We start from the raw sequence: 13,353 nt of genomic DNA on the forward strand, positions 1-13,353 counted from the left end.
GTAATTCTTGGTCTGGCTACGCCGGAGAGGTGATTACCAGCGGTAGTGCGCGAATGCGCGGTTGGCTTCGGCCATCTTGTGAGTGTCTTCACGACGCTTCACGGATGCGCCGAGGCCGTTGGATGCGTCCAGGATCTCTGCGGCGAGACGCTCGGTCATGGTGTTTTCGCGACGCTGGCGGGTGAACATAACCAGCCAACGCAGTGCCAGGGTGGTTGCACGGCCAGGGCGAACCTCGACCGGGACCTGGTAGGTTGCGCCACCAACGCGGCGTGAACGCACTTCGAGGGTGGGTTTGACGTTGTCAAGAGCCTTCTTCAGGGTGAGAACCGGGTCGGTGCCGGTCTTCTCACGGCAGGATTCGAGGGCTCCGTAGACGATGCGCTCGGCGGTGGACTTCTTGCCATCGACGAGGACCTTGTTGATCAGCTGCGAGACGATGGTATCGCCGTATACCGGGTCTTTCGGAAGCTGACGTGCGGGTGCTGGACCTTTACGTGGCATGAATTACTTCTCCTTCTTCGCGCCGTAGCGAGAACGTGCCTGCTTACGATCCTTAACTCCCTGGGTGTCGAGGGAGCCGCGGATGATGCGGTAGCGGACACCTGGGAGGTCCTTCACACGGCCACCGCGAACGAGCACCATGGAGTGCTCCTGCAGGTTGTGGCCCTCACCGGGAATGTAAGCGGAAACCTCAATACCAGAGGTCAGACGAACACGCGCAACCTTACGGAGAGCGGAGTTCGGCTTCTTCGGGGTCGTGGTGTAGACACGGGTGCACACACCGCGGCGCTGCGGTGATCCCTTGAGGGCCGCGGTCTTCACCTTGGCCTTCTTGTCCTTGCGGCCCTTGCGGACCAGCTGCTGAATAGTAGGCATGTACCGACTTTCTATGTTTCTTTGACGCGTTTGCGGTTCATTCCCGGGGTGCTGTTTTCCGATCCTGGCGGAGCCGATCCGGAGGGACCTACCCTCAGATGACCCACGCGAAGTGTGATGGAAATTACAACAAAACCGGGTTTTTCACTCGCTCACTGGCATAGTGCCCGTGCAGGCGGGGTGCTTACTTGCCGCTCGCACCTGCCTTTGCAAGCTCATTCCGTGGTGCTAAAAACTTCTTTTCGACGTTGCGCTGGGCAACTTTTCGGAAGAAATTTTTAACGCCGTGACCAGCGTTTTTTGAGCGTACGTGAACGAGTCAGCCGCTCTCGCTGGCCTACGGTGGACGTTTGTCCCGCCCGCACGTGGCGGACACAGCGCTCCAGTTTAAGCGATAACCTGGATTTTTCCCAAACTTATGGTGAGAAACCGGTGGGATTTGGGCTTGGGCGGGCGCGCGTTCGCTATCCAGGCGCCCGTCGGGCGTCGGCTATTAGGTGGCCGGATGTTCGAGGAACGCGATTAGCCCCAATCCGGCTCCCGCGTGGCCACTCCGTCAAACACGGAAGAAGAAACCGTCTTACCGTTCTGCACAACATTCAGGGTGGAGCCGTCGATGTTGATCACGGTTCCACCGCTCTTCATCGAGTACGACCGCCCATCGGAGCCGCGGCTCGTCACGTCACGTTCGAGCGCGCCGCCGTGATACCAACCGCGGTAGTAGAACCCGTCGGTGTCCCCTACCTGGCAGATGACCACTTTGTCGCCGTCCTCATTAATGCCCGCGTACACCCATTCGTCGTCGGCATTACAGGTTGCAGCGCTGTTATCCGTAAATCCTTGGCGCCCCAACCCTGGGATGTCAGTGCCCGTGTGGTTGCTCGACGTTGTCGTAGTTGTCGTGGTTCTCCGTTCGGTGATGGTGTTTTCCGTGGTGGTCTCGGTGTCCTCGGGCTCCGTCGTCGTTTCCTCTGTGGGCTCGTTGCTCGGTTCTTCCGGGATTGCCGACGATTCACTGTTCGAGGCGCCACCGTCGTTACTCAGCTTTCCCCACGGCTTCCACATCAGTGCTCCAATCAGCGCCGCGACCACGACAAGGATGAGAATGATCGGAAGCAGAACCTTCCATATCGACGAGCCCGACTGGCCCGCCTCCCCCTGCGACCCGACGGCACTCGAACCGCCCGACTGCCCCTGACCATACCGAGCGTTTTGACTGTACTGAGGTTGCTGGTTGTACTGTCCGTACTGGGGCTGCTGGTTGTACTGACCCTGTCCGTATTGCGCCTGCTGTCCGTACTGTCCCGGCTGGCCCTGGGGATTGTTCCACTGACCAGCCCCATTCTGAGCAGCACCGTACTGGCCACCGTATTGCCCCTGGCCCGGCTGGCCGTTCCAACCGCCTGGTGCGCCCCCGTTCCACTGCTGGCCACCCCCGTTGTTCCACCCGGTATTGCCGGCGTTGTTCCAGCCACTTCCCCCACCGTTGCCGGCGTTGTTCCATTGCTGGAAATTACCCCACGGCCCGCCCGACCGAGGAGACACGCTCCCGTCGGGGTTCCGGACTTCACTCCACGCTTGGACTGGCTGCCATTCGCGGGTTTCAAAATCCTCTTCCGACGAGTGACTCCCGGCGGATTGAGCGTCGGACGTTCCTGCCGACGATTCACTGCCTCCAGAGGTGTGAGCGTCCCCACCAGCAGCGTCGTTGCCTTGGCCACCGTCGTGTTGGTTTTCGTTGGCGGTGCCGTCGTCGGCACTTTGATTATGGTTCTGGCGATTTGTGTCGTCGGGCGAATTATTACGCATAGGGTCACCCGAGCCGTCACTGCCCCCGCCGCCGTCAGAGGGGTCGTTGCTTGAACGCTTCCAGGAGTTGTCGTCGGGAGTCATGGTGAGCCTTACCTGTTAGGTTGATCGCATTCCAGGTAATTATTCTAATCGACCACTGCGTGCATCACAGACTCACCGCACCTCCGTTCGGTTGCGTTTTACGCGCTCCGGTTGATGGCGTTTTCGCGTTCCCAGCAGCACGCCGTTTTCGTCGGCACACATATTGAAATGCTGCCTCCCTAACACTCCGGTTTTAACGAACAGGCACGCCGTTGGCGTCGGTAGCGAAGCGCGCCGAACCAGCGAGGATCATGATGAATTCGACCAAAACCCAGATGGAGAGGGCTGCGTCGGTAATAAAACCGACAACAACGAACATCAAAGGAACGCTAATCAACAGAATGGCGAGCTGGGCGCAGGCGACCCCGATATACCCGAGGTAGAAATTGTGAGCGCCGAAACCGCCCAGGAAAAACGCAAGCACGGCAGCGACCACTTTGCTCTTCTGCCGACCCTGCGGGATCGAGCCCATGCCGTTCATGCCGTTGCCAAACTGCGGCGCACCCTGATTCCACTGGTTGCGTTGCGCATACTGCCCCGCGTTTCCATACTGACCGCCGCCGAATGCCGAGTCGACCTGGCCGCTTTCATAGGTGGCCGGCATTCCGCCCTCCCCGGAACCGGGCACGCCGAAACCGGTGGACGATCCCGAGTAAGGGTCGCTGGATCCCTGATATGGGCTGCTCGGGTTGTTGTTGGGGTAAGTCATGGCGATTCCTTCGGGGTCTTCGGGACGGTTTTAGTTCGGTGGCCGAGCGCGGTGTCCGTGACGGAACGTTGTTATGCGAAACGTTCATGTGCGGACCGTTGTTGTGCGGCTCGTTCGTGGACGTGGCGTTCTTGTCGTTGTTGCCGTTCTTATTCGGCTTGTCGACGCTCGCTCTCGGCCTCTATTTGATGTGTTCCGCTGAAGCCCGAAATGTTCCCTGATACGAAGAATTCCCGACGGGGGTGGGTGGCACGTGAACCTCGAGCCCGCCCCTCTATCAACCTGTCGATCAGTTCCGCAGTCCGATCGATCAGCTCCGTATTTGCTGGTTCGCTTGGTCGTGTTTGAGCTGGTCCGCGAGTTCCTCGGCGGAGGAATATGAACTTTGAGCGCCCTGCTTGGTCGCGGCGCGAGATGCAACGAAGGTTGCCAACCTGGCGGAATCCAGCAGACTTTGTCCGGAGGCTATCGATGCGGCGACCGTCCCCATAAAGCAATCGCCGCACCCGGTTGAATCGACTGCATCGACTGGATATCCCTCCACATACACTGCGTTAGTAGTGGGGACGGTGTCGGTTGGGTTGGCGCGATCGCTTCGGTCTCCGTCCCTCGTCGGATTAACGTCACCGCTTTCTGAGGAATCCTCAGACTCCACGACAAAACAGCCCTCCGGGCCGAGCGTCACAATCAAACCTCCGAGGCTCATCACGGCGACTAGCCGCGTCGCCGTAGTGAACCGGCCATTTTCATCCGCACCATCTTCTTTAGCCATGCTGCTTGCGGAGTCGCGAACAGTAGGAGCGTCCTCGAGCTTTGCGCCGACATGTTCGTCGACCTTGGATCCGGCTACGTTAGCCAATCCACCTCGTTCCTGCGTCGGCAATTGGGCGGATCCATACCGCTCCCCCAAAGATCGCAGCTCAATCTCATTCACAACCACGATATCGACCCCATTCAACAGCGCCGGGTCAACGTCAATAATTGGAGAATAATTCAAAATAATCCGCGGTGATCGGCGAGTTTTCCGAGCTTCGCCACTATTATTCCGGTGGTTACGGGGCTGGTTGTTTTGGTCGGCGTGCACAATGGGCCCGACATTCGTGTGCGCGCTTGTTTCAGTATTTGCGTCGGAAGCAGAGCGAGCCACATCGATCGCGGCCGCCACCACACTTGCAGGAGATTCAAAGCCGAGCGCGACAACATCCGCGGACTGCAGAACATCCGCGGCCGCTTGCAGGTCCGCCCGCGACACGCTCCGATTCGCGCCCGCCGAGTACACAATCGTATTCTCACCGGCCGCATTCACCGTAATCAGCGCGGTCCCGGTGGGCAGATCGTGGGCCACAACTCGCGACGTATCAACCCCCGCATCCTCCAAACTTCGCTGCACAAAACTCCCATAAGCATCATGGCCAACCACGCCCACCATCGCGACATCCGCCCCAATTTTCGACGACGCGACCGCCTGATTCGAGGACTTACCGCCGGGCCCATACGTCAGGTCAGCGGCCGGGACTGTTTCCCCGGGAGCTGGGAATTCCTCGACCCGCGCAGTTAGATCGACGTTGAGTGAGCCGACTACAGTGACTTTCCCCGGGGAAGAGACGACGGATGTGAGGATTTCTTTGACGTTCGAGAGGTCTGGATTGCTTTTCATAGGTTATTTAGAGATCTGGTGAGGTTAGGTGGGTGGTTGCGTATGAGCGCGGAGCTTACCCGGTACGAGCTGCGAGGCTTACCGCGCATGATGGGCGTGGTCTCTCATGTAGGACTGATATAAATAGCATACGAAACGAACCTTTCCCCCTTTGACGCATTCGATGCACTCAGAAATCGGTCTTTTCTCTCCTAGGGAGAAAAGTGCGGGGGTATGTCGGGTGCTCAACTGAAAAGTGCGGGGGTATAAGGGCGAAAAATGGCCAAAAATTGACCATATACCCCCGCAGTTTTCCTGGAGCCCGGGCAAAGTGAGATATACCGGCGCAGTTTTGAGCGGCAACGCCGACTTGGGCCCGCGCTAACCCGCGGGCACACGCGTTCGCACTACACAACTCGCATGAAAACCTAAACGCCCCACCCCACATACCTCTCTCAGCCACGAACACCTAACAAGCGACGAGAAAAGCCAATTAAAAATAGAAAATTCCCGGGTGCGAGATAACTCGCACCCGGGAATTTGCCGATAAATCATTTTTGAGAGGCAGCACGCTGATGGCACCCTGGCCGGCTAACCGGCCCGCCAGCAACGCGCCACCCCTCAAAGGCTCACCTAGCTAATGTCGCCGAAGCCTCCATCAAACCCCTGGTCATCCAGGCGAACAGCCGCGCCGGTGAATTCGCCGTACGCACCGTCTTCGCCATAGAAGCCATCGCCGTAGCTGGTGTTCATGGAGAACGCCTGCGCACGGGCCTCCTCGGTCGGCTCAACCGAGATGTTCCGGTAGCGGGAGATGCCCGTACCAGCCGGAATGAGCTTACCGATGATCACGTTCTCCTTCAGACCGATGAGCTTATCGGACCGCTTGTTGATCGCCGCATCGGTCAGGACACGAGTGGTCTCCTGGAACGACGCCGCGGACAACCAGGATTCCGTGGCCAACGACGCCTTGGTAATACCCATGATCTCCTGACGGAAGGCGGCACCCTCGCCACCATTCGTCGCGACGGCCTTGTTAATAGCTCGCGCTTCGTTCCGATCAATCAGGCTACCCGGCAGCAATTCGGTGGATCCCGAATCGACGACAGTCAGGCGTCGCAGCATCTGCCGGACAATGATCTCGATGTGCTTGTCATGGATCGCCACGCCCTGGTCACGGTAGACCTTCTGGACCTGTTCAATGAGGTGCTTCTGCACACCCGTCACGCCTTCAACGCGAAGCACTTCGTGCGGATCGGGAGCACCGCGCAGCAGTGGCTGGCCTGTGACAACATGGTCGCCGGTACGCAGCTGGTGTTCGAATCCGCCGGGTTCCTGCGTCACTGCCAGACCCTGGCGCTTCGACAGCTTCTCGTACACGACCTCGTCCTCGCCGTTGTCAGGCGTGATGGTCAGCGTGTAGAAGTTGCCGTCGTCCTCGAGCTCGATCGTTCCCTCAGTGGACGCAATCGGCGCCTGGTTCTTGGGCACACGAGCTTCGAAGAGCTCCTGCACACGAGGCAGACCACCGGTAATATCGCCACCGACACCACCTTGGTGGAACGTACGCATGGTCAGCTGCGTACCAGGCTCACCAATGGACTGCGCGGCAACGATACCGACGGCTTCTCCGATGTCCACCTTTTGGCCGGTGGCCATGGAGCGTCCGTAGCAGGTCGCGCACACACCGGTGGCGGTTTCACACATCATGACGGTCCGGACAGTAGCGGTCCGCACGCCCTCGGCAACCATCTTCTTGGCTTCGGCATCGCCGACGAAAGCGCCACGCTCGTAGATAACGTCGCCCTTGTCGTTGACAGCATCCTTGGCCAGGTAACGGCCGGTCAGCGCGGTCTCCAAGAAGTCAGCGCGGGTGAATTCTCCCGTTTCGTTGCCCTCGGCGTCCAGTACCGGCTTCGCGACGTCGACCTCCAGACCCTTAAGAGTCCCACAGTCGTCTTCGCGAACGATAACGTCCTGAGCGACGTCGACAAGACGACGCGTGAGGTAACCGGAGTCGGCGGTACGCAGAGCGGTGTCGGCCAGGCCCTTACGCGAACCGTGCGAGTTGTTGAAGTACTCCAAGACCGACAAGCCCTCGCGGAAGGAGGTCTTAATCGGGCGGGTGATGTAGTCACCACGCGAGTTCGTGACCATGCCCTTCATGCCGGCTAGCGTCCAGATCTGGCGCATGTTACCGGCAGCACCGGACTTCACGATCATCGGGATTGGGTTGTCGTCGGGGTAGATCTTCTCGACGGATTCACCAACGAAGTCGGTGCATTCCTTCCACAGGTCAACGAGGGAGCGGTAGCGCTCTTCGTTGTTGATCTTGCCTCGGGCGAGCTTCTTCTCGATGGTCGCAGCCTGCTTCTCGTACCGCTGCAGGATTTCTTCCTTGTTGGGAAGAACGAGCACGTCGTCCATGGAGATGGTGACACAGGACCGGGTTGCCCAGTAGAAACCGGCGTCCTTCATCTTGTCGACGGTCTGCGCGACGGTGATCATGGGGTACCGTGCGGCGAGGTCGTTGATGATGACGGCCTGCGCCTTCTTCGCCATGACACCGTTGACGAACGGGTAGTTCCACGGCAGCAGTTCGTTGAACATGATGCGACCTAGGGTGGTGTGGGCGGTCCACTTTTGGCCGCGCTGCCATCCGTCGGGGAACAGTTCTGCCTCGATATCCTCCGGCGGGCGGAGGTGGCTGATGCGAACCTCGATGGGCGCCTGGAGGCCAAGCACTCCGCGGTCGCGCGCCATGAGGGCCTCGGCGAAGGACGAGTATGTGCCACGCTTCGGGCCGTTCTCGTCGGCTTCGTGGTAGGCGCCTTCGCCACCGAGCTGATCCTCGCTCTTTTCCAGGGTGAGGAAGTACAAGCCGGTCACCATGTCCAGACGCGGCATGGCCAGTGGTTTACCGGATGCCGGGGACAGGATGTTGTTGGAGGCGAGCATCAGCACGCGGGCCTCAGCCTGGGCCTCCGCAGACAGCGGCAGGTGGACAGCCATCTGGTCACCGTCGAAGTCGGCGTTGAACGCCTCACATGCCAAGGGGTGCAGCTGGATAGCTTTACCCTCGACGAGGACCGGCTCGAACGCCTGAATACCCAGGCGGTGCAGCGTCGGCGCACGGTTAAGCATGACGGGGTGTTCCGCGATGGCTTCTTCGAGGACGTCCCACACTTCGGGACGCTGCCGCTCCACCATCCGCTTCGCGGAGCGAATGTTCTGCGCGTAGGACTTCTCCACCAGGCGCTTCATGACGAATGGCTTGAACAGCTCCAACGCCATGAGCTTCGGCAGACCGCACTGGTGCAGTTTCAACTGCGGGCCGACGATAATCACCGAACGGCCGGAGTAGTCGACACGCTTACCCAGCAGGTTCTGACGGAAGCGACCCTGCTTACCTTTCAGCAAATCAGAGAGCGACTTCAGCGGACGGTTGCCGGGGCCCGTGACGGGGCGTCCGCGACGTCCGTTGTCGAAGAGCGCGTCGACGGATTCCTGAAGCATGCGCTTCTCGTTGTTCACGATGATCTCGGGCGCGCCGAGGTCGATCATGCGCTTCAGACGGTTGTTGCGGTTGATGACGCGACGGTACAGGTCGTTGAGGTCCGACGTCGCGAAGCGGCCACCATCGAGCTGAACCATCGGGCGAAGCTCGGGCGGGATCACCGGGATGGCGTCCAGGACCATCGCTGCCGGATCGTTACCGGAGCGCAGGAAGGCGGCGACAACACGCAGACGCTTGAGCGCGCGGACCTGCTTTTGTCCCTTGCCGTCGCGGATAACCTCGCTGAGTTTCTCCGCTTCAGCTTCGAGGTCGAAGTTCTTAATCAGCGTCTGGATGGCTTCTGCACCCATGCCGCCGGTGAAGTAGTCCTCGTAGCGGTCAACAAGCTCGGAGTAGATGGTTTCGTCGACGATCATCTGCTTGGGAGCAAGCTTGATGAACGTGTTCCAGATCTCGTCGAGCCGGTCGATCTCACGCTCGGCACGCTCACGGATGTGGCGCATTTCGCGCTCAGCGGCGTTCTGAACCTTGCGCTTGGCATCGGCTTTCGCACCGTTGGATTCGAGCTCTTTGAGGTCTTCTTCCAGCTTCTGCTGGCGCTCCGCTAGTTCTTCGTCGCGGTCAGCCTCGACCTCTTTCTTCTCCATGAACATGTCGGCTTCGAGGGTTTCTTGGTCCGTGTGACGGGCCTCCTCGTCCACCGAGGTGATGATGTTCGCGGCGAAGTAGATGATCTTTTCCAGATCTTTCGGTGCGAGGTCCAGCAGGTACCCCAGGCGTGAGGGCACGCCCTTGAAGTACCAGATGTGGGTGACGGGCGCGGCCAGCTCGATGTGGCCCATGCGCTCACGGCGGACCTTGGACTTGGTCACTTCCACGCCACAGCGTTCACAGACGATGCCCTTGTAGCGGACTCGCTTGTATTTACCGCAGGCACATTCCCAGTCGCGGGTTGGCCCGAAGATGCGTTCGCAGAACAGGCCGTCCTTCTCGGGTTTGAGGGTGCGGTAGTTGATGGTCTCGGGCTTCTTGACCTCGCCGTGTGACCAGCGACGGATGTCATCGGCCGTGGCGAGACCGATGCGGAGCTCGTCGAAAAGATTGACGTCGAGCACGTAACGTCCTTTCCCCTCGTTCACGAGGGTTGTTCGGATGAGTACTGGTTACTAGTTGGGAGGTCTCTACACCGCGTCAGCGTCGAAGCGCTCGTCGCGGGAGAGGTTAATACCCAAGGATGCGTTGGCTTGGTCGAGATCGTCATCGTCGGCACCCAGGTCAACCGGGGTTCCGTCGGCGGAGAGGACCTCAACGTTGAGGCACAGAGACTGCAGCTCTTTGAGCAACACCTTGAAGGACTCCGGAATTCCCGGGTCGGGGATGTTGTCGCCCTTCACGATGGCTTCGTACACCTTGACACGGCCGATGACGTCGTCGGATTTGATGGTCAGGAGTTCCTGCAGCGTGTAGGCGGCACCGTAGGCCTGCATGGCCCACACTTCCATCTCACCGAAGCGCTGACCACCGAACTGTGCCTTACCACCGAGCGGCTGCTGGGTGATCATGGAGTACGGGCCGGTGGAGCGCGCGTGGATCTTCTCGTCGACCAGGTGGTGCAGTTTCAGCATGTACATGTAGCCCACGGAGATCGGCTGCTGGAAGGGCTCGCCCGTCCGGCCGTCGATCAGGGTGGACTTGCCGAATTCGTTGACCATTTGGTCGCCGTCGCGGTTGGGCCGCGAGGAGCGCATCAGTCCGGACAGCTCTTCGTTGGTCGTGCCGTCGAACACCGGGGTGGCAACGCGAGAATCGGCGGGGACGTCGTAGAGGTCCTCGGGAAGCGTTTCCAGCATGGCCTTGACCGCGGGGTCTTGGGACTCGGGGTCGACCTTCCATCCAGATTTCGCGAGCATACCGAGGTGAACTTCCAGCACCTGTCCAATGTTCATACGACGCGGCACACCGTGCGTGTTCAGAATGATGTCGACCGGCGTTCCGTCAGGCAGGAACGGCATGTCCTCAGCAGGCAAGATCTTGCCGACTACACCCTTGTTGCCGTGGCGGCCGGAGAGCTTATCTCCATCCTGGATCTTGCGCTTCTGGGCGACGTACACGCGAACCATCTGGTTAACACCGGGCGCGAGGTCGTCGTCGTCTTCGCGGGAGAACACGCGAACGCCGATGACCTTGCCTGTTTCACCGTGCGGAACCTTCATGGAGGTGTCGCGAACTTCGCGGGCCTTCTCGCCGAAGATCGCGCGGAGGAGGCGCTCTTCCGGCGTCAGCTCGGTTTCACCCTTCGGGGTGACCTTACCGACGAGGATATCGCCGTCGCGAACGTCGGCACCGATGCGGACAATGCCGCGTTCGTCGAGGTCAGCGAGGATATCTTCCGATGCGTTCGGGATATCGCGGGTGATTTCCTCTGGCCCGAGCTTGGTGTCGCGGGCGTCGATTTCGTGTTCCTCAATGTGGATTGAGGTGAGGACATCTTCCTCGACAATCCGCTGGTTGAGGATGATGGCGTCCTCGTAGTTGTGGCCTTCCCATGGCATGAACGCCACGAGGAGGTTACGGCCGAGGGCCATTTCACCGTTCTCGGTGCCGGGGCCGTCGGCGAGGGCTTGTCCCTCTTCGATGCGGTCGCCGGCCTCAACGAGGGGCTTCTGGTTGTAGCAGGTCCCCTGGTTGGTGCGCTCGAACTTGCGCAGCAGGAAGGTGTCGCGCTGGCCGTCGTCGCCAAGGGTGGTGATGAAGTCTGCACACACGGTTTCGACGACACCCGAACGGCGGGCGATCACAACGTCGCCGGCGTCGTGGGCGGCGCGCAGTTCCATACCGGTGCCGACGAACGGCGCTTCGTTGCGCAGCAGCGGCACAGCCTGGCGCTGCATGTTCGCGCCCATGAGGGCACGGTTGGCGTCGTCGTGCTCCAGGAACGGAATCATGGCGGTAGCCACGGACACCATCTGGCGCGGGGACACATCCATGTAGTCCACTTCGCTCGCCGGGACAACCTCGACGTTTCCGCCTTTCATGCGGACCTCGACGGTGTCCTCAACGAAGCGGCCCTCGGAGTCCATCTTCGTGTTGGCCTGGGCGACGATGTGCCGGTCTTCCTCATCAGCGGTGAGGTAGTCGACAACGTCGGTAGCCTGCCCATTTTCGACGCGACGGTACGGCGTCTCGATGAACCCGAACGGGTTAACGCGTGCGTAGGACGCGAGGGAGCCGATCAAACCAATATTCGGACCCTCAGGCGTCTCAATGGGGCACATGCGGCCGTAGTGCGAGGCGTGGACGTCACGAACGTCCAGACCTGCGCGCTCACGAGACAAACCGCCAGGTCCGAGGGCGGACAGACGACGCTTGTGAGTCAGGCCAGACAGGGAGTTGTTCTGGTCCATGAACTGCGACAACTGCGACGTTCCGAAGAACTCGCGGATCGCTGCCGACACAGGACGCACGTTGATCAGCGAGGTCGGCGTGATGGATTCCGCGTCCTGCGTGGTCATGCGCTCACGCACAACACGCTCCATACGCGACAGGCCGACGCGAACCTGGTTCTGGACCAGCTCGCCGACGGTGCGGAGGCGTCGGTTACCGAAGTGGTCGATATCGTCGGTGGTGATCATCAGCTCGGTGCCGTCGGGCGATTCCATCGTCCGCTCACCGGCGTGCAGACGCACCAAGTACTCAATGGTGGTCAGGATGTCTTCTTCGGTCAGCGTGTGCTCGCCCGTGGTGGAGCCGCCGCCCAAACCGAGCTTGCGGTTCACCTTGTAGCGGCCAACCTTCGCCAGGTCATACCGCTTCGGGTTGAAGAAGCTGTTGTCCAGCAAAGCCTGAGCGGAATCGCGCGTGGGTGATTCACCCGGGCGCTGCTTGCGGTAAATCTCCAGGAGAGCTTCGTCGGTATTAGCGACGCCATCGTGCTCGAGGGTGGACATCATGAGTTCGGAGAAACCGAAACGATCCGTGATGTCCTGCGTCGACAAACCCAAAGCCTTCAACAGCACGGTGACGGGCTGACGACGTTTACGGTCGATGCGAACGCCGACGGTGTCGCGCTTGTCGATGTCGAACTCCAACCATGCACCGCGGGAAGGGATGACCTTGACGGAGTGCAGCGGGCGCTCGGTCGACTTGTCGATGGACTCGTCGAAGTAGACGCCAGGGGAGCGAACCAACTGGGACACGATGACACGCTCGGTACCGTTGATGATGAACGTGCCTTTGTCCGTCATCATTGGGAAATCGCCAATGAATACGGTCTGGCTTTTAATTTCGCCAGACATGGCGTTGGTGAATTCCGCCGTCACATAGAGCGGGGCGGAGTAGTTAATGTCCTTATCCTTGGCTTCATCGATCGTGTTCTTGACGTCGTCGAAGCGGGGCTCGGATAGGGTGAGGGACATGTTGCCGGAGTAGTCCTCAATGGGAGACAACTCCTCTAGAATGTCCTCCAGGCCGCTGGTAATACGCGCGCCTTCTTCGGACTCAGCCTGCTTCTTAGCGCGCCATTCGGGTGCGCCAATAAGCCACGCGAACGAGTCGCGCTGCAGATCGAGGAGGCCAGGGACCTCGATCGGCTCTTTAATCTTCGCGAACGAGTAGCGTTTCGTCGCGCCGGGGATTCCGGACGTTAAACTGGTCTGGCGGGAGACTGCCAAGATGGGTCCTTCCAGCACCTCACGCGGGGTGACCGTGCTCGCTGTGGTT

At 60.1% G+C, this 13,353-nt stretch carries 8 protein-coding genes; 1 reads left to right on the plus strand and 7 read right to left on the minus strand.

Annotated features, from left to right (window positions below; all coding sequences use genetic code 11):
- Positions 1 to 33 precede the first annotated feature (33 nt).
- From rpsG to JMN36_RS03495, 4 genes are all read right to left on the minus strand, one after another.
- Positions 34 to 504 (minus strand): 30S ribosomal protein S7, encoded by a 471-nt coding sequence (gene rpsG, locus JMN36_RS03480; RefSeq protein WP_012732457.1) that lies wholly within the window; start codon positions 502 to 504, stop codon positions 34 to 36.
- 3 nt (positions 505 to 507) lie between these two features.
- Positions 508 to 879 (minus strand): 30S ribosomal protein S12, encoded by a 372-nt coding sequence (gene rpsL / locus JMN36_RS03485; RefSeq protein ID WP_012732458.1) that lies wholly within the window; start codon positions 877 to 879, stop codon positions 508 to 510.
- A gap of 522 nt (positions 880 to 1,401) precedes the next feature.
- Complete coding sequence (locus JMN36_RS03490; protein ID WP_221923850.1) at positions 1,402 to 2,772, minus strand: hypothetical protein; 1,371 nt, start codon at positions 2,770 to 2,772, stop codon at positions 1,402 to 1,404.
- 193 nt (positions 2,773 to 2,965) lie between these two features.
- Entirely contained in the window at positions 2,966 to 3,481 is a 516-nt protein-coding gene (locus tag JMN36_RS03495) for a TM2 domain-containing protein (protein ID WP_221923851.1), read from the minus strand.
- A gap of 73 nt (positions 3,482 to 3,554) precedes the next feature.
- On the opposite strand from JMN36_RS03495, the gene JMN36_RS10865 reads away from it, so the two are divergent.
- Positions 3,555 to 3,683 (plus strand): hypothetical protein, encoded by a 129-nt coding sequence (locus JMN36_RS10865; protein ID WP_269091283.1) that lies wholly within the window; start codon positions 3,555 to 3,557, stop codon positions 3,681 to 3,683.
- A gap of 108 nt (positions 3,684 to 3,791) precedes the next feature.
- On the opposite strand, the gene JMN36_RS03500 is transcribed toward JMN36_RS10865, so the two are convergent.
- The 3 genes from JMN36_RS03500 to rpoB all read right to left on the minus strand — a co-directional run bounded on the left by JMN36_RS03500 (position 3,792) and on the right by rpoB (position 13,322).
- A complete protein-coding gene (locus JMN36_RS03500; protein ID WP_221923852.1) occupies positions 3,792 to 5,138 on the minus strand; it encodes a ribokinase in 1,347 nt (448 codons plus the stop codon).
- 612 nt (positions 5,139 to 5,750) lie between these two features.
- Positions 5,751 to 9,749: a DNA-directed RNA polymerase subunit beta' gene (locus tag JMN36_RS03505; RefSeq protein ID WP_221923853.1), complete on the minus strand. Its 3,999-nt coding sequence runs from the start codon at positions 9,747 to 9,749 to the stop codon at positions 5,751 to 5,753.
- A 66-nt stretch (positions 9,750 to 9,815) separates the two neighbouring features.
- Positions 9,816 to 13,322 carry a DNA-directed RNA polymerase subunit beta gene (gene rpoB / locus JMN36_RS03510; protein ID WP_221923854.1) on the minus strand — a complete coding sequence of 1,169 codons (3,507 nt, stop codon included), beginning with the start codon at positions 13,320 to 13,322 and terminating at the stop codon, positions 9,816 to 9,818.
- Positions 13,323 to 13,353: the final 31 nt, after the last annotated feature.

Source organism: Corynebacterium pseudokroppenstedtii (genome assembly GCF_019754945.1).
GTDB lineage: Bacteria > Actinomycetota > Actinomycetes > Mycobacteriales > Mycobacteriaceae > Corynebacterium > Corynebacterium pseudokroppenstedtii.

What these genes read in the sequence shown, in the direction of transcription:
- rpsG (WP_012732457.1), bottom strand. Translation starts at nt 504, where the DNA reads ATGCCACGTAAAGGTCCAGCACCCGCACGTCAGCTTCCGAAAGACCCG.
- rpsL (WP_012732458.1), bottom strand. Translation starts at nt 879, where the DNA reads ATGCCTACTATTCAGCAGCTGGTCCGCAAGGGCCGCAAGGACAAGAAG.
- JMN36_RS03490 (WP_221923850.1), bottom strand. Translation starts at nt 2,772, where the DNA reads ATGACTCCCGACGACAACTCCTGGAAGCGTTCAAGCAACGACCCCTCT.
- JMN36_RS03495 (WP_221923851.1), bottom strand. Translation starts at nt 3,481, where the DNA reads ATGACTTACCCCAACAACAACCCGAGCAGCCCATATCAGGGATCCAGC.
- JMN36_RS10865 (WP_269091283.1), top strand. Translation starts at nt 3,555, where the DNA reads ATGCGAAACGTTCATGTGCGGACCGTTGTTGTGCGGCTCGTTCGTGGA.
- JMN36_RS03500 (WP_221923852.1), bottom strand. Translation starts at nt 5,138, where the DNA reads ATGAAAAGCAATCCAGACCTCTCGAACGTCAAAGAAATCCTCACATCC.